This window comes from Pseudomonas sp. Bc-h (assembly GCF_002080045.1).
Classification (GTDB): domain Bacteria; phylum Pseudomonadota; class Gammaproteobacteria; order Pseudomonadales; family Pseudomonadaceae; genus Aquipseudomonas.
On sequence record NZ_MUIN01000015.1, the window covers coordinates 81,031 to 97,711 of the forward strand.

Annotated in this window: 16 protein-coding genes; all 16 read left to right on the top strand. The window is 60.3% G+C overall.

Features of this window, described 5'->3' with window-relative positions; all coding sequences use genetic code 11:
- Window position 1 precedes the first annotated feature (1 nt).
- The 16 genes from fliH (at window position 2) to flhA (ending at window position 16,681) form a co-directional block, all read left to right on the top strand.
- Window positions 2-820 carry a flagellar assembly protein FliH gene (gene fliH, locus BWR59_RS27490; RefSeq protein WP_081568846.1) on the top strand — a complete coding sequence of 273 codons (819 nt, stop codon included), beginning with the start codon at window positions 2-4 and terminating at the stop codon, window positions 818-820.
- Window positions 810-2,168, top strand: a complete 1,359-nt coding sequence (fliI, locus tag BWR59_RS27495) for a flagellar protein export ATPase FliI (protein WP_081568847.1) — start codon at window positions 810-812, stop codon at window positions 2,166-2,168. The genes fliH and fliI overlap by 11 nt, the downstream gene beginning before the upstream one ends.
- A gap of 6 nt (window positions 2,169-2,174) precedes the next feature.
- Complete coding sequence (gene fliJ, locus BWR59_RS27500; protein ID WP_081568848.1) at window positions 2,175-2,624, top strand: flagellar export protein FliJ; 450 nt, start codon at window positions 2,175-2,177, stop codon at window positions 2,622-2,624.
- Between the two features lie 243 nt (window positions 2,625-2,867).
- A complete protein-coding gene (locus BWR59_RS27505) occupies window positions 2,868-3,170 on the top strand; it encodes an STAS domain-containing protein (RefSeq protein WP_081568849.1) in 303 nt (100 codons plus the stop codon).
- On the top strand, window positions 3,170-4,882 hold the full coding sequence (locus BWR59_RS27510) for a fused response regulator/phosphatase (RefSeq protein ID WP_081568850.1): 1,713 nt from the start codon (window positions 3,170-3,172) through the stop codon (window positions 4,880-4,882). Before BWR59_RS27505 ends, BWR59_RS27510 begins: the two co-directional genes overlap by 1 nt.
- A 30-nt stretch (window positions 4,883-4,912) precedes the next feature.
- On the top strand, window positions 4,913-5,305 hold the full coding sequence (locus BWR59_RS27515; RefSeq protein ID WP_143490966.1) for an Hpt domain-containing protein: 393 nt from the start codon (window positions 4,913-4,915) through the stop codon (window positions 5,303-5,305).
- Window positions 5,306-5,385: 80 nt separating this feature from the next.
- Entirely contained in the window at window positions 5,386-6,792 is a 1,407-nt protein-coding gene (locus BWR59_RS27520) for a flagellar hook-length control protein FliK (protein WP_081568851.1), read from the top strand.
- Between the two features lie 195 nt (window positions 6,793-6,987).
- Window positions 6,988-7,491 (top strand): flagellar basal body-associated protein FliL, encoded by a 504-nt coding sequence (gene fliL / locus BWR59_RS27525; RefSeq protein WP_081568852.1) that lies wholly within the window; start codon window positions 6,988-6,990, stop codon window positions 7,489-7,491.
- A 9-nt stretch (window positions 7,492-7,500) separates the two neighbouring features.
- Window positions 7,501-8,469, top strand: a complete 969-nt coding sequence (gene fliM, locus BWR59_RS27530; RefSeq protein WP_081568853.1) for a flagellar motor switch protein FliM — start codon at window positions 7,501-7,503, stop codon at window positions 8,467-8,469.
- A gap of 75 nt (window positions 8,470-8,544) precedes the next feature.
- Complete coding sequence (gene fliN / locus BWR59_RS27535; RefSeq protein WP_081568854.1) at window positions 8,545-9,009, top strand: flagellar motor switch protein FliN; 465 nt, start codon at window positions 8,545-8,547, stop codon at window positions 9,007-9,009.
- A complete protein-coding gene (gene fliO / locus BWR59_RS27540; protein WP_081568855.1) occupies window positions 9,010-9,549 on the top strand; it encodes a flagellar biosynthetic protein FliO in 540 nt (179 codons plus the stop codon).
- Window positions 9,549-10,292: a flagellar type III secretion system pore protein FliP gene (gene fliP / locus BWR59_RS27545; RefSeq protein ID WP_081568856.1), complete on the top strand. Its 744-nt coding sequence runs from the start codon at window positions 9,549-9,551 to the stop codon at window positions 10,290-10,292. Before fliO ends, fliP begins: the two co-directional genes overlap by 1 nt.
- A 25-nt stretch (window positions 10,293-10,317) precedes the next feature.
- Window positions 10,318-10,587: a flagellar biosynthesis protein FliQ gene (gene fliQ / locus BWR59_RS27550; protein ID WP_081568857.1), complete on the top strand. Its 270-nt coding sequence runs from the start codon at window positions 10,318-10,320 to the stop codon at window positions 10,585-10,587.
- A gap of 7 nt (window positions 10,588-10,594) precedes the next feature.
- Window positions 10,595-11,380: a flagellar biosynthetic protein FliR gene (fliR, locus tag BWR59_RS27555; protein WP_081568858.1), complete on the top strand. Its 786-nt coding sequence runs from the start codon at window positions 10,595-10,597 to the stop codon at window positions 11,378-11,380.
- Window position 11,381: 1 nt separating this feature from the next.
- The gene (gene flhB / locus BWR59_RS27560) at window positions 11,382-12,521 is read left to right on the top strand and encodes a flagellar biosynthesis protein FlhB (RefSeq protein WP_081568859.1); all 1,140 of its coding nucleotides are present in this window, start codon (window positions 11,382-11,384) and stop codon (window positions 12,519-12,521) included.
- Between the two features lie 2,030 nt (window positions 12,522-14,551).
- Window positions 14,552-16,681 (top strand): flagellar biosynthesis protein FlhA, encoded by a 2,130-nt coding sequence (gene flhA, locus BWR59_RS27570; protein ID WP_081568861.1) that lies wholly within the window; start codon window positions 14,552-14,554, stop codon window positions 16,679-16,681.

Genomic DNA, 16,681 nt, shown 5'->3' on the forward strand with positions numbered 1-16,681 from the left:
GATGTTCAGCTCCGATAAAGAAGCACCCAGCGAGCTCATCCGCGCCAAGGATCTGCGCGGGTTGGATGTCTGGGCATTGCCCAGTTTCGACCCTCAGGTGGAAGAGCCCGAGCCTGAGCCCGTCGTCGAACAACCGGAGCCTGCCGAAAGCGAAGAAGTGCCGCTGGAAGAAGTCCAGCCACTGACCCTTGAAGAGTTGGAAAGCATCCGTCAGGACGCCTATAACGAGGGTTTCGCCATTGGTGAAAAAGAGGGTTTCCACAGCACCCAGCTCAAGGTGCGTCAGGAGGCGGAAGTCGCGCTGGCAGCCAAGCTGGAAGGGCTGGAAACCGTGATGACGCACCTGCTTGAACCGATTGCCGATCAGGATGCACAGATCGAAAAATCTCTGGTGCAATTGGTCGAGCACCTGGCGCGCGAAGTGATTCAGCGTGAACTGAAAACCGACTCCAGCCAGATCGGCAAAGTGCTGCAGGATGCCCTGCGGCTGCTGCCGATGGGCGCCAACAACGTTCGTATTCTGGTCAATTCCCAGGACTTCGCTCAGGTCAAAGCCCTGCGCGAACGTCATGAAGAAACCTGGCGCATTCTCGAGGACGACACGCTGCAGCCGGGCGGCTGCCGGGTCGAAACCGAGCACAGTCGAATTGATGCCACGGTCGAGACGCGGCTGAGCGTGGCCATTGCCAAGATGTTCGATCAGTTGCACGAGCAGGCGCTGCATCCTGCGGTGCCAGACGTGAGCGTGGACCTGGAAGCGGCAATCAAGAGCGCCGAGCAAGTGATGCAGAAACACGCGGACGCCTCCGATGCGTCTTGAGCGCACCAGCTTCGGCAAACGCCTGAGCACGTACGCTGAGGCCATCAAACTGCCGGTGCAGCCGGTGGTCGAGGGCCGTCTGCTGCGCATGGTCGGCCTGACCCTCGAAGCAGAAGGGTTGCGCGCGGCCATGGGCAGCCGCTGCGTGGTGATCAACGACGACAGCCACCACCCGGTGGAAGTCGAAGCGGAAGTCATGGGCTTTGCCGGCGGTAAGGTCTTTCTGATGCCGGTGGGCAGCGTGGCCGGCATCGCGCCGGGTGCTCGCGTCGTCCCGCTCCCTGACACCGGGCGTCTGCCGATGGGCATGACCATGCTCGGGCGCGTGCTCGATGGCGCCGGTCGTCCACTGGACGGCAAGGGCGGCATGAAAGCCGAAGACTGGGTGCCGCTGGACGGCCCGACCATTAACCCCCTCAAACGTGACCCGATCAGCACGCCGCTGGACGTGGGCATTCGCTGCATCAACGGTTTGTTGACGGTAGGTCGTGGTCAGCGTCTCGGGCTGTTCGCCGGTACTGGCGTGGGTAAGAGTGTGCTGCTGGGGATGATGACCCGCTTCACCGAGGCCGACATCATTGTCGTCGGGCTGATCGGCGAACGGGGCCGCGAGGTAAAGGAATTCATCGAACACATCCTTGGCGAGGAAGGCCTCAAGCGCTCGGTGGTCGTGGCGTCGCCTGCGGACGACGCGCCGTTGATGCGTCTGCGCGCAGCGATGTACTGCACGCGCATCGCCGAATACTTTCGCGACAAGGGCAAGAACGTCCTGTTGCTGATGGATTCGCTGACACGTTTCGCCCAGGCCCAGCGGGAGATCGCCCTGGCCATCGGTGAGCCGCCGGCGACCAAGGGTTATCCGCCTTCCGTGTTCGCCAAGCTGCCCAAGCTGGTGGAACGCGCCGGTAACGCCGAAAAGGGCGGTGGCTCGATCACCGCGTTCTACACCGTGCTGTCCGAAGGCGATGACCAGCAGGACCCGATTGCCGACTCGGCGCGGGGTGTGCTGGACGGGCATATCGTGCTGTCACGGCGTCTGGCCGAGGAAGGGCATTACCCGGCCATTGATATCGAAGCCTCCATCAGCCGGGTCATGCCGTCGGTGGTCGATCCGCAGCACATGGTCCAGGCCCAGTATTTCAAGCAGCTGTGGTCGCGTTATCAGCAGAGCCGCGATCTGATCAGCGTCGGCGCTTATGTGGCTGGCGGTGATCGGGAAACCGACCTCGCGATCAATCTGCAACCACAACTGGTCCAGTACCTGCGCCAGGGTTTGCATGACAACGAAAGCATGCAGAGCAGCGAGGCTCAGCTGGCGAAGATCTTCAATCCGCAGGGCGGGAGCTGATAGGTCATGGCGCAGAGTCGTGCGGCTCGTTTGGCTCCCGTGGTGGAGATGGCCGAGAAGACCGAGAAAACCGCTGTCCAGCGTCTGGGGCATTTTCAGGGGCAGGTTCGGTTGGCCGAGAGCAAGCTGGGCGACCTGGAGAAGTTTCGTTCCGATTATCAGCAGCAGTGGATCGATAAGGGCGCCCACGGGGTGTCCGGCCAGTGGCTGATGAACTACCAGCGCTTTCTCAATCAGCTGGAGACGGCGGTGAGTCAGCAGCGTCAGAGTCTGGCCTGGCATCAGAACAACGTGAACAAGGCCCGCGACGAATGGCAGAAGGCTTATGCGCGTGTCGAAGGACTGCGCAAGCTGGTGCAGCGTTATATCGATGAGGCGCGGGCGCTTGAGGACAAGCGCGAGCAAAAGCTGCTGGATGAACTGTCGCAGCGGTTGCCCAGGCATGATGGGTTTTGAGTTCTAGATTCCAGAGCCGCGTTCGCTTTTGATCTTGCTTCTTGGCGCGCGTCAGATCAGCCACCACTGGCTGCCCCTTGAAAAAAAGCGGGGTCATTTCAAGTAACCCGCCGAATGCGGAACGGTTTGGCCGTCAGGCCGAAGCCCTGGCACAACGCGCCCCGCAATCTTCCATTTGCCCCCCCGCACAAGCGGTGCTAAAACTTCACCCGTCTGACGTCGTTTCATATAAGGGATTTGTCCATGTCAGTAACTTCCGATCGTTCACCAGACGAGCAGCAGCTGACCATCAAGATCAAGGGACGCTTCGACTTCTCGACGCATCAGGATTTTCGCGGTGCCTACGAAAAAGAGACCAAGGCCAAGCGCTACGTGGTCGATCTGAAAGAGACCAACTACCTCGACAGCTCGGCGCTGGGCATGCTCTTGCTGCTGCGCGATCATGCCGGGGGCGAACGGGCGGATGTGCGGTTGGAAAACTGCAGCGCCGACGTCGTCAAAATCCTCGCCATTTCCAACTTCGCCAAACTCTTCAAAATCGGCTGATGACGGGCTCTGCGCCACCCGAGCGCCTGAAGATTCTCATCGCCGACGACAACGCCAGTGACCGCATGCTGCTCTCGGCCATCATCAGCCGCCAGGGGCATGAGGTCCTGAGCGCGTGCGATGGCGCCGAAGCGGTGGCGTTGTTCGAGCGCGGTCGGCCGCAGATGATCCTGATGGACGCCATGATGCCGGTGATGGACGGCTTCGAGGCGGCGCGACAGATCAAGGCGCTGGCGGGCGAGGCGTTGGTGCCGATTATCTTCCTGACCTCTCTGACCGAAGGTGAGGGCCTGGCCCGCTGTCTGGATGCGGGCGGCGACGACTTCGTGGCCAAGCCCTACAACCAGGTGGTGCTGGCCGCCAAGATCAACGCGATGAACCGCCTGCGACTGTTGCAGGAGACCGTTCTGCAACAGCGCGACCTGATTGCCCGTCATCACAAGTACCTGCTCAACGAGCAACGTGTGGCCAAGGCCGTGTTCGATCAGGTGGCGCATTCCGGGTGCCTGAGCGCACCCAACATCCGTTATCTGCAATCGCCTTACGCGTTGTTCAATGGCGACCTGCTGCTGGCCGCCTGGGCGCCGTCCGGCAACATGCACGTTCTGCTCGGGGACTTCACGGGCCACGGTCTGCCCGCAGCGGTGGGGGCGATGCCGTTGGCGGAAGTGTTCTACGGCATGACCGCCAAGGGCTACGGATTGCCCGAAACCCTGCGGGAGATGAACGCCAAACTCAAACGCATCCTCCCCGTGGACATGTTCTGCTGCGCGGCGCTGCTGTGTGTCAACTTCAAGCAGCAACTGGTCGAGATCTGGAACGGCGGATTGCCCGACGGCTACCTGCTCCATGCTGATGGCCGGCCGCATACGCCTCTGGTGTCGGCCCATCTTCCACTGGGCGTGCTGAGCGCCGGCAGCTTCGACGACAACACCCAGGTCTATCCCTTCGGCGCCGGTGACCGGGTTTTCCTGTTGTCCGATGGCGTAGTGGACAGCACTGACGAAAGCGGCGAAATGTTCGGTACGCGAAGGCTCCAGAATGTCTTCGTCTCCAATCGCAATCCGGCGCTGTTGATCGAAGAAGTGCAATGGGCGCTGGCGCGATTTCGGGGGCAGGCTCGCGACGATGTGAGCATGGTCGAGGTCGCGTTCACCGAGCCGGAGCTGCTGGGGCCGCCCTCGGTGATCTACACCGACAGCGGCGATTCCAGCCCGCTGGATTGGGCTGCCAGTTTCGAGTTCCGCGCCTCGACCCTCAAGCGCTTCAATCCGCTGCCCTACCTGCTGCAGCTATTGCAGGAGGTTCACGGCCTGCGTCTGCAGAGCAGCGAGTTGTATATCGTGCTGTCGGAGCTTTACAGCAATGCGCTGGAGCACGGGGTGTTAGGGCTGGACTCGGCACTCAAGCGCGATGCCGATGGCTTTGCGCTTTACTACCAGCAGCGGGGCGAGCGGCTGGACAGTCTGGAAGACGGCTTCATCCGCTTTAATTTTCAGATAATCCCCCAGGGGCAGGGTGGGCGACTGATTGTGGAGGTGCATGACAGCGGCGGCGGGTTCAACGCCGAGCAAGTGCTGGCGCTTCCGCCCGCCGTGGATCAGCTGTCCGGGCGTGGGCTGAGCCTGGTCAGGCAGTTGAGCCATCAATGTCAGTGGTCTGCGGACGGTCGGACGGCCCGTGTGGAGTTTGCGTGGGAGGGTCTGGCATAATCCCGCGATTCTTGGTCAAGGAGCGAACAAGTGTTGAAAAATCACGTGGATTTGAGCGTTCTCGAAACGCTGCGCGATGTCATGGAAGGGGAATATCCGTCGCTGCTGGACGTGTTCATCAAGGATTCGGAGCAGCGTGTCAGGGACTTGAACGGGCTGACGAATGATCCCGGCTTCTCTGTCACTTCTACGGTGCAACGCCAGTTGTTGGGCGAAATGGCTCACAGCTTCAAAGGCAGTAGCAGCAACATGGGCGCCACCCACCTGGCCGAGCTGTGCCGTCAGCTCGAAGACATGGGCAGGGGTGTCGCTGCGGTCTCCGATCAGCAAGTCCGGCAGCAGGTCCAGGCGATAGAAGACGAATTTTCCATCGTCCGCGATATGTTCGATGTCGAACTGCAGTCCTCCCTCATCCGGCATTAAGCCGATAAAAATTCGTCACCTCCATAACTGGCCCGCCATTTGCTTGATCTCCGTGCAATCGTGCTCTTGCGGAGATAAACATGGCCCTTGCCAACAACCCTTTACTAACGGCTTTGACGGCTGCCAAAGCCCAGAAAGCCAGCGCCAACACCTCGGCAAAGGCACCCGACCCCGTCAAGGACCGCAGTTCCAGCTTCTCGACAGTGTTTGCCAAACAAGCGACGCCCAAGTCGAACAGTGTCGACGACAGCCCCGCCAAGCCTGCAAGCGCCAAGAGTTCGGCAGTGGACAAGAAGGACAGCGCCAGCCATTCGTCTGCCGCCGACGACAAGACCGTTGCCGATAGCGGCAAGGGGTTGCCTGCCAAGACGGTTCAAAGCAAAGCCGACGGCAGTGCGAGTGACAAGAAACACGATGACGACGCTTCCGACACCCAAGAGGCTTCAGCTGATCCGACGGTGGCAGACGCGTCTGCTACCGATTCGGTTGTGGACCCGACGCTGGCGGTGACCCCGCCGGTTCAGGACCCTGCGCAGCCTGCCGTTGAGCAACCGGCGGTCGATCCTGCGCTGCTGGCCACTACCGCGCCGGTGATTCCGCCGCCAGTGGTAGAGGCGCCGGCTGATGCGACCGATGACACATTCGACCCTTACGCCGATCCGCTGGAAGGGTTGACCGCGGTTCAGGTCGCTCTTGACGCCAAGGCTCAGCAGAATGCCCAGGCAGCGGGGCATGCCAACGATGCCAGCAAGACTTCCGGCAAGCAGGACCCCAATGCCGATCTGACGCAGCAAATGGCCGGTAATCTTGCAGCGCTGGGCGATCAGCCTGTGGATAAGAGCACCACCGAGGGTGGTGGTGACAAGGCCTTCAGTGGGCTGTTGGCCGATGGGCTCAAAGATGTGAAGGGGGCGAGCAGCGATACCCGCGTGGATAACTTCGCCGAGCGTCTGGCGGCGTTGTCACAGGCTGCGCAGGCGAAAACCAGTTCCACTGCCGCCCCTGCGCCGTTGCTCAATCAGCCGCTGGCGATGAACCAGGGTGGCTGGACCGAAGGGGTGGTCAATCGCGTGATGTACCTGTCCAGTCAAAACCTCAAGCAGGCCGATATCCAGCTTGAACCGGCTGAGCTGGGGCGTCTGGACATTCGCGTCAATATGGCGGCAGACCAGCAGACCCAGGTCACCTTCATGAGTGCCCACGTCGGCGTGCGCGAAGCGCTGGAAAGCCAGATGTCGCGTCTGCGTGACTCGTTCGTCCAGCAAGGCATGGGGCAGGTCGACGTCAACGTCTCGGATCAATCGCGCAACATGCAGCAGCAGGCCCAGCAGCAATCGGGCGGTGATGCCCAGCGCGGTAGCGGCACTGGTCGATCTGGCAGTGGCAGCGACTTGATCGCCGATGGCGCGCCTGTCGATGCAGCCACTGCGGCGGCGAGCGCGCCGTTGACGGTGGTGGGTTCCAGCGCGGTTGATTATTACGCGTAAGAGCCGCTTCAAGCTACAAGCGGCAAGTGCAAGCAAGATCAAGGGCGGCAAGAGCATGAGAGACGCCGGTTTCTGATGCCTTGCCGCTTTTGCTTTTTCTTGCCGCTGACAACTTGCAGCTTTAGATGTGGCACAACCCTTGCTCTCCCTCTGTCACGCAACACAGAACCCCTCGGATAGTGACGGATTATTGGCATGGCGAAGAGCGACGACGCAGTTAAAGACCCCGCAAAAAAAGGCAAGCTTAAGGTCATCATTCTGATTGTGGTGGGCTTGCTGCTGGCCATTGGTCTGTCGGTCGGCGCGACCTGGTTCATCATGCACAAGGCAGAGAGCAAGGCTGATCCCGCCGTGGCCGCCGAGTCTGCGAACGTCAAGAAGGAAGCGATTTTCGAACCTCTGACGCCGCCCTTTGTCGTTAACTACAACGTCAACGGTCGTCAGCGCTACATGCAGGTCAGCATTACTTTGCTGGCCCGCGATCACGCTGATCTGGAAGCGCTGAAGGTTCACATGCCGGTCATTCGCAACAACCTGGTCATGATGTTCTCCGGTCAGCCGTTCGACACCATCGCGACCCCGGTCGGGATGGAGATGCTGCGCCAGAAAGCCGCTGCCGTGGTGCAGGAAGTCGGCCAGAAGGAGCTGAACAAAAGCGTCATCGAACAGGTACTTTTCACTAACTACGTATTGCAGTAGGACCACGACATGGCCGTGCAAGACCTGCTGTCCCAGGATGAAATCGACGCGCTGCTGCATGGTGTCGACGATGGTCTGGTACAGACCGAAAGCGTTATCGAACCTGGCAGCGTCAAGAGTTATGACCTGACCAGTCAGGACCGCATCGTCCGTGGACGCATGCCGACCCTGGAAATGATCAACGAGCGTTTCGCCCGTTATACCCGCATCAGCATGTTCAACCTGTTGCGGCGCTCTGCCGACGTGGCGGTGGGCGGTGTGCAGGTGATGAAGTTCGGTGAATACGTGCACTCGCTGTACGTGCCGACCAGTCTGAACCTGGTGAAGATCAAGCCACTGCGCGGCACGGCCTTGTTCATTCTCGATGCCAAGCTGGTGTTCAAGCTGGTGGACAACTTCTTTGGTGGCGATGGCCGTCACGCCAAGATCGAAGGTCGTGAGTTCACGCCCACCGAATTGCGCGTGGTTCGCATCGTCCTCGATCAGGCGTTCATCGATCTGAAGGAAGCCTGGCAGGCGATCATGGAAGTCAACTTCGAGTACATCAACTCGGAAGTGAACCCGGCCATGGCCAATATCGTCGGACCGAGCGAGGCGATCGTGGTGTCGACCTTCCACATCGAACTCGATGGCGGTGGCGGCGATCTGCACGTGACCATGCCGTATTCAATGATCGAGCCGGTTCGCGAAATGCTCGACGCCGGTTTCCAGTCGGATCTGGACGATCAGGACGAGCGCTGGGTCAACGCGTTGAAACAGGACGTGCTCGACGTATCGGTGCCCATGAGCGCCACCGTCGCCCGTCGTCAGCTCAAGTTGCGCGACGTGCTGCACATGCAGCCCGGCGATGTGATTCCGGTGGAGTTGCCGGATCATCTGGTCATGCGCGCCAATGGCGTGCCGACATTCAAGGTCAAGCTGGGCTCGCACAAGGGCAACCTGGCCCTGCAAGTGGTCGAGCCCGTCGAACGCCGTTGACGCTTTGCCGTCAGTTTCAGAACTAGTGTTTTAACGATTTGCTGTGTCAACGAACATTGCTCCCCGAGGACAACCATGGCTGATGAAAACGATATGAACTCCACAGACGACCAGGCACTGGCCGACGAGTGGGCTGCGGCCCTGGGTGAAGCGGGCGAGGGTGGTCAGGCCGACATCGACGCGCTGCTGGCCGCCGACGCAGGCCATTCCTCCACCAACCGTCTGGCGATGGAAGAATTCGGCAGCATGCCGAAGAGCAACGGCCCGGTGACGCTGGATGGTCCGAACCTGGACGTCATCCTCGACATCCCGGTGTCGATTTCCATGGAAGTGGGCAGCACCGACATCAACATCCGCAACCTGCTGCAACTCAATCAGGGCTCGGTGATCGAGCTGGACCGTCTGGCCGGCGAGCCGCTGGATGTGTTGGTGAACGGGACGCTGATCGCCCACGGTGAAGTGGTGGTGGTGAACGAGAAATTCGGCATTCGCCTGACCGACGTGATCAGCCCGAGCGAACGCATCAAGAAGCTGCGCTAAGTGAATCGTCTCCTCAAAGGCCTTTCGGCCCTGCCATTGCTGGCGCTGTCCTGGGTCGTGATGGCAGCCGACCCGGCAACACCTGCCGCTGCAACCGCCGCTGCGCCGGTCACCGCGCCAGTTGCGGTGCCGCAGGTATCGAGCGCGTTGGGGGCTGGCGTCGGTGGGCAATTGCTGCAGCTGGTGCTGGGCCTGTTGCTGGTGGTCGGCTTGATTTTCGTGCTGGCCTGGCTGATGCGTCGGGTCCAGCGCAGCGGTCCTGCGGGCAATCAGGTGATCGAGCTGGTGGGTTCCCGGGCATTGGGCCCGCGGGACCGGCTGGTGCTGGTTCAGGTCGGCAATGAGCAGGTTCTGCTGGGCGTCTCGCCGGGGAGCATCACCGCGCTGCATGTGATGAACGAGCCGGTGCAGGTGCCTGAAACCCAGAACGCCACGCCCGAATTCGCCAGACGTTTGATGGAAGTGCTGGGCAATAAAGGCATCACGCCGCGTGCCGGTAGAGACGGTTTCGGCAACCCGGGTCAGAAGGATAAGAATTGATGCGCATTGTTTTGACGCTGCTGTTGCTGCTGGCAGCGCCGCTGGCATTCGCGGCCGACCCGTTGTCGATCCCGGCGATCACCCTGGGCACTGGCGCCAACGGTCAGCAGGAGTACTCGGTCAGCCTGCAGATCCTGCTGATCATGACGGCGCTGAGCTTCATCCCGGCGTTCGTCATGCTGATGACCAGCTTTACCCGGATCATCATCGTCTTCTCGATTCTGCGTCAGGCTCTGGGTTTGCAGCAGACGCCGTCGAACCAGATCCTCACCGGCATGGCGCTGTTTTTGACGCTGTTCATCATGGCGCCGGTGTTCGACCGGGTGAACAATGACGCCCTGCAGCCGTATCTGGCGGAAAAACTCACCGCGCAAGATGCCGTGGCCAAGGCAGAAGTGCCGATCAAGGACTTTATGCTGGCCCAGACCCGCTCCAGCGATCTGGAACTGTTCATGCGCCTGTCCAAGCGCACCGATATCCCGACCCCCGATGCTGCGCCCCTGACGATCATCGTCCCCGCGTTCGTGACCTCGGAGCTCAAGACGGCGTTTCAGATCGGCTTCATGATCTTTATCCCTTTTCTGATCATCGACCTGGTGGTCGCCAGCGTGCTGATGGCCATGGGTATGATGATGCTCTCGCCACTGATCATTTCGCTGCCGTTCAAGATTATGCTGTTCGTGCTGGTGGACGGCTGGGCATTGATCATCGGCACGCTGGCCGGCAGTTTCGGTGGCGTATGAACCTGTTTGACGTGGAGTGCGCAGCATGACCCCTGAAGTCGCCGTCGACCTGTTTCGCGAAGCCCTGTGGCTGACCACCACCATGGTGGCGATCCTTGTAGTGCCGAGCCTGGTCGTGGGCCTGATCGTCTCGATGTTTCAGGCCGCGACGCAGATCAACGAACAGACGCTGAGCTTCCTGCCGCGTCTGTTGGTCATGCTGGTTACGTTGATCGTGGTCGGTCCGTGGATGGTGCGCACCTTCATGGAGTACATCACCTCGCTGTACACCAGCATTCCTCAAGTCATCGGCTGACCCTGCAATGGAACCCGTGCTGGCGCTGACCGACACGCAGATCAGCACGTGGGTCGCGGCCTTCATGCTGCCGCTGTTTCGTATCGCAGCGGTGTTGATGACCATGCCTATCTTCGGCACGACGCTGGTGCCCAATCGTGTGCGCCTCTATCTGGCCCTTGCCATCACCGTAGTGGTCGCACCCAGCCTGCCGCCAATGCCGGCAATCCACGCGCTGGATCTCAGTGCGCTACTGCTGATCGCCCAGCAAATCATCATCGGTGCGGCGCTGGGCCTTTCACTGCAGCTGTTCTTTCAGGCGTTCGTGATAGCGGGGCAGATCGTCGCCATTCAGATGGGCATGGGCTTCGCGTCCATGGTCGACCCGGTCAACGGCGTATCCGTGGCCGTGATCGGGCAATTCTTCACCATGCTGGTGACGCTGCTGTTCCTGGCCATGAACGGGCATCTGGTGGTGTTCGAGGTGCTGATCGAAAGCTTCACCACGCTGCCGGTGGGCGACGGGCTGGTCACGGCCAATTTCTGGGCGCTGGTGCTGCGCCTCGGCTGGGTGCTCGGGGCGGCGCTGGTGTTGGTGCTGCCGGCGATTACGGCGTTGCTGGTGGTCAACGTCGCGATGGGGATAATGACCCGGGCGGCGCCGCAGCTGAACATTTTTACCATCGGTTTTCCGGTCACTCTGGTGATGGGCATGGGGATTCTGTGGGTCACCCTGGGCGACATTCTCAACCAGTATCAACCGCTGGCGGTCGACGCCTTGCAGTTGCTCAAGGAAATGGTCAAGGCGCGCTGAGATGGCTGAAAGCGAGAGCGGTCAGGACAAGACAGAAGACCCCACGGACAAACGAAAACGTGAGGCCAGGGAGAAGGGCGAGATCGCCCGCTCCAAAGAGCTCAACACGGTCATCGTGATGTTGGTCGGCGCCGCCGGATTGCTGGCGTTTGGCGGTTCGATGGCCGAAATGATGATGCAGTTGATGCGCGACAACTTCACCATCTCCCGTGAAGCGCTGATGGACGAGCGCAGCATGGGCCTGATGCTTTTGGCTTCGGGCAAGGCCGCGCTGTTGTCGGTTCAACCCATTCTTGTCGCGCTGACGATTGCAGCCTTTGTAGGTCCCATTTCCCTGGGCGGATGGCTGTTCGCGGCAGGTTCGCTGGCGCCCAAGTTCAGCCGGATGAATCCGGCTGCCGGGCTTAAGCGGATGTTCTCGCCCAAGGCCCTGATCGAACTGCTCAAATCCTTTGCCAAGTTTTTGATTGTCCTGGCGGTGGCGATCGTGGTGCTGCTCAAAGACAAGAATGACTTGGTTTCCATCGCTCATGAGCCGATGAACCTGGCCATTGTGCACAGCTTGCAATTGGTGGGCTGGAGCACGTTATGGATTTCGTTCGGCTTGTTGATTATCGCGGCCGTTGACGTGCCCATTCAGTTGTACGAGGCCCACAACAAACTGTTGATGACCAAGCAGGAAGTGCGTGATGAGCACAAGGACAATGAAGGGCGTCCGGAGGTCAAGCAGCGGATTCGTCAGTTGCAGCGGGAGATGTCGCAGCGGCGGATGATGGCGGCGATCCCCGACGCCGATGTGGTCATTACTAACCCGACTCATTATGCCGTTGCGCTCAAGTACGATCAGGACAAGGGTGGGGCGCCCATTTTGCTGGCCAAGGGCAGCGATTTCATGGCGCTGAAGATTCGTGAGATCGCGGCGCAGCATCAGATCATGCTGTTGGAGTCGCCGGCGCTGGCGCGTTCGATCTATTACAGCACTGAGCTTGAGCAGGAGATCCCGGCGGGGTTGTATCTGGCGGTGGCGCAGGTGTTGGCCTATGTGTATCAGATTCGGCAGTTCCGGCAGGGGCGTGGGAAGCGGCCTGATCCATTGCGTGATGATTTGCCGATTCCGCCGGATTTGAGGCGGGATTCGTGATGGGGGCTCGGGGCTTGGGGGTTGAGGCTTGAGGCTTGAGGCTTGAGATCAAGGTCAGGAGCGGTTCGTCCTAACGTCCGAACTGTTTCGCCTTCGGCGAGTTACTTGATAAGACCCCAAGTAACCAAGGGTCCTGGCTCCTGGTTTGGCGCTTCCTTCGTCAGCGTATCCTCACTCCGGCGACGCTCCGTGGGCCCGCCGCCATCCGCCATCCATGGCGGTGGGCGGCTCTCGCGGCATCCATGCCGCTCGGCCCACTCCACGACGCCTGCGCTCAGCCTGCACCCAAGTCGCGATTTGTGTCGTCTGAACTGACGTGCGCTTAGAAGCAGCCAACGCCAACGCCAACGCCAACGCAGATCTTCAATTCTGATGCGGTACCTGTGGGAGACGCCGGAGGTCACGACGGCAGCGAAGCGGTGGGTCAGTGAAGAAGTTATCTACTGACCTACCCCATCGTCCGAGCGCGGCCCGGGCTGTCAAAGCTCCCAAAGCTCCYAAAGCTCCAGCGTCTCACACAGGGTTTCGTGTACAGCTGGAAATCTGGATACACCACGTAATCGCGGCGCGGCTGATAGGACTCTGGCTAACGCCAGACCTGTTTCGCCTTCGGCGAGTTACTTGAAAAGACACCAAGTAACCAAGTGTCCTTGCTCCTGGTTGGGTTCCTCCTTCGTCGGTGGGCCCGCGCCGAACGGACATCCATGTCCTGACGGCGCTCTCGCGGCATCCATGCCGCTCGGCCCACTCCACGCCACCTGCGTTCAGCCTGCACCCAAGTCGCGATCTGTGGTGTCTGGGCTGTTGCGCGCTTAAAGCAAGAGCAAGAGCACGAGATGCGGCGCTTCCCCCTGTCGCGGTCAGGCTTGCTGGCGGTAGCGATCTCGAATACGCCCCGCCGGCAAGCCGGACTGCTGCAGGGTTGTGTGTCGATCCGAGATTTAAAGCTGAACATCAATCCCTGTGGGAGAAGCTGGAGCTGTGCGACAGCCGCGAAGCGGTATCTCAGAAAATAACGTCCTGGCTGACCCACCGCTTCGCTGCCGTCGTGACCTCCGGCGTCTCCCACAGGTACTGCGTCAGAATTGAAGATCNCGAAGCGGTATCTCAGAAAATAACGTCCTGGCTGACCCACCGCTTCGCTGCCGTCGTGACCTCCGGCGTCTCCCACAGGTACTGCGTCAGAATTGAAGATCTGCGTTAGCGTTGGCTTTTGATCTTGCTTCTAAGCGCACGTCAGTTCAGACGCTACAAATCGCGACTTGGGTGCAGGCTGAACGCAGGAGGCGCGTAGTGGGCCGAGCGGCATGGATGCCGCGAGAGCCGCCCCCTGCCATGGATGGCGGATGGCGGCGGGCCCACGGAGCGTCGCCGAAGTGAGGGTATTCCGACGAAGGAGGAACCCAACCAGGAGCCAGGACCCTTGGTTACATGGGGTCTTATCAAGTAACTCGCCGGAGGCGAAACAGGTCTGGCGTTAGCCAGAGCCGTATCAGCCGCGCCGCTATTACGTGGCGTATCCAGATTTCCACCTGCACACGGAACCCTGTGGGAGCTGCTGGAGCTGTGCGACAGCCCGGGCCGCGATCGGACGAAGCGGTATCTCAGNCGTGGCGTATCCAGATTTCCACCTGCACACGGAACCCTGTGGGAGCTGCTGGAGCTGTGCGACAGCCCGGGCCGCGATCGGACGAAGCGGTATCTCAGWAAATAACGTCCTGGCTGACCCACCGCCTCGTCCGAATCGCGGCCCGTACCGTCGTGGCCTCCGGCGTCTCCCACAGGGATGGCGTCAGCCTTCGAGAGTCGCGTTGGCTTTTGATTTTGCTTGTATGCGCGATATCCAGACGGCACAAATCGCGACCTGGTTGCAGGCTGAGCGTCGCAAGAAACTGCGAACAACCCCACAAAAATGATACTGGCACTCTGATACTTTCCACCTGTTCCAAAAGTTGGACAGGTTTTTGCAATACCTGTGTTACAGCGCCTCTGGCGTCAAAAGTTTGATTTAACGCGCAGGTAAAGAATCGGTGGATCGCTCTCAGTTAATCTCTAACACTCGCATTGGACTGGTCGGTCTGGGCCGTGGCCAATTGGGCGTTCCGTTGCTGTTGCTGGTCATGCTGGCAATGATGATGTTGCCGATGCCACCGTTCCTGCTGGACGTGTTCTTCACGTTCAACATTGCTTTGTCCATCGTCGTCCTGCTGGTATGCGTCTACGCACTGCGGCCGCTGGATTTCTCGGTATTCCCAACCATCCTGCTGATCGCCACCTTGTTGCGACTGGCGCTCAACGTGGCGTCCACTCGGGTGGTGATGCTCCACGGTCAGGACGGCCACGCCGCCGCGGGTAAGGTGATTCAGGCCTTCGGTGAAGTGGTCATCGGCGGCAACTATGTGGTCGGTATCGTGGTGTTTGCGATCCTCATGATCATCAACTTCGTCGTCGTGACCAAAGGTGCCGGTCGTATCTCCGAGGTGAGCGCGCGTTTCACTCTCGATGCGATGCCCGGCAAACAGATGGCCATCGACGCCGACCTCAACGCCGGTCTGATCGACCAACCGGAGGCCAAGCGACGTCGTCTGGAAGTCGCCCAGGAAGCCGAGTTCTACGGCTCCATGGACGGTGCCAGCAAGTTCGTGCGCGGTGACGCCGTCGCCGGCCTGTTGATCCTCTTCATCAACCTCATCGGCGGTGTGCTGGTCGGCATACTTCAACACAACATGACGTTCGCCGACGCCGGCAAGGTCTACGCGTTGTTGACCATCGGTGACGGTTTGGTGGCGCAATTGCCTTCTCTGCTGCTCTCCACCGCTGCCGCGATCATGGTGACCCGTGCTTCGGGTTCCGAAGAAATGGGCAAGCTGGTCGGTCGCCAGATGTTCACCTCGCACAAGGCTCTGGCCGTTTCGGCCGGCATCATGATCGTCATGGGGCTGGTGCCGGGCATGCCGCACTTCTCGTTCATCAGCCTGGGGCTGGTGGCAGCGGGTGGCGCCTACCTGCTGTGGAAGAAACAGAACATGGTCAAGCTGGCCGCGATTCAGGAGGTCAAGCGTCAGCAGGACCTGCTGCCGCCACCGAGTCGCGCGCAGGAATCCAAAGAGCTGGGCTGGGATGACGTGACCCCGATCGACATGATCGGCCTGGAAGTGGGCTACCGCCTGATTCCGCTGGTGGATCGCAATCAGGGTGGTCAGTTGCTGGCGCGGATCAAGGGCGTGCGCAAGAAGCTCTCACAGGAGCTGGGCTTCCTGATGCCGACCGTCCACATCCGCGACAACCTCGATCTGGCGCCGAGCGCCTATCGCTTGACGCTGATGGGCGTGACCCTCGCCGAGGCCGAGATCTACCCGGATCGCGAGCTGGCGATCAACCCTGGTCAAGTCTTTGGCAGCCTTAACGGCATCAATGCCAAAGACCCGGCGTTCGGCCTGGAAGCGGTCTGGATCGAAATCAGCCAGCGTGCTCAGGCGCAGTCACTGGGCTATACCGTGGTAGATGCCAGTACAGTAGTGGCAACTCACCTGAACCAGATCCTCTACAAGCACTCTCATGAGTTGATCGGTCACGAGGAAGTCCAGCAATTGATGACCTTGTTGGCCAAAAGCTCGCCAAAGCTTGCAGAAGAGCTGGTACCCGGCGTGTTGTCGCTGTCGGCGCTGCTTAAGGTGTTGCAGGCGCTGTTGGCCGAACAGGTTCCGGTACGTGATATTCGCAGCATTGCCGAGGCCATCGCCAACAACGCTGCGCGGAGTCAAGATACCGCCGCATTGGTGGCTGCCGTACGGGTCGGTTTGTCCCGCGCAATCGTCCAAAGCATTGTCGGCATTGAGCCGGAGCTGCCTGTTATCACGCTTGAGCCAAGGTTGGAACAGATATTGCTCAATAGTCTGCAGAAGGCGGGTCAGGGTCAGGAAGAAGGCGTTCTGCTCGAACCGAGCATGGCTGAGAAACTTCAGCGCTCGTTGATCGAAGCGGCGCAGCGTCAGGAGATGCAGGGGCAGCCGGTTATTTTGTTGGTCGCAGGTCCGGTTCGCGCCATGTTGTCCCGCTTCGGGCGTCTGGCAGTACCGAATATGCATGTTTTGGCTTACCAGGAAATTCCTGACAATAAGCAAGTCACCATCGTAGCGACTGTCGGGCCGAACGGCTGA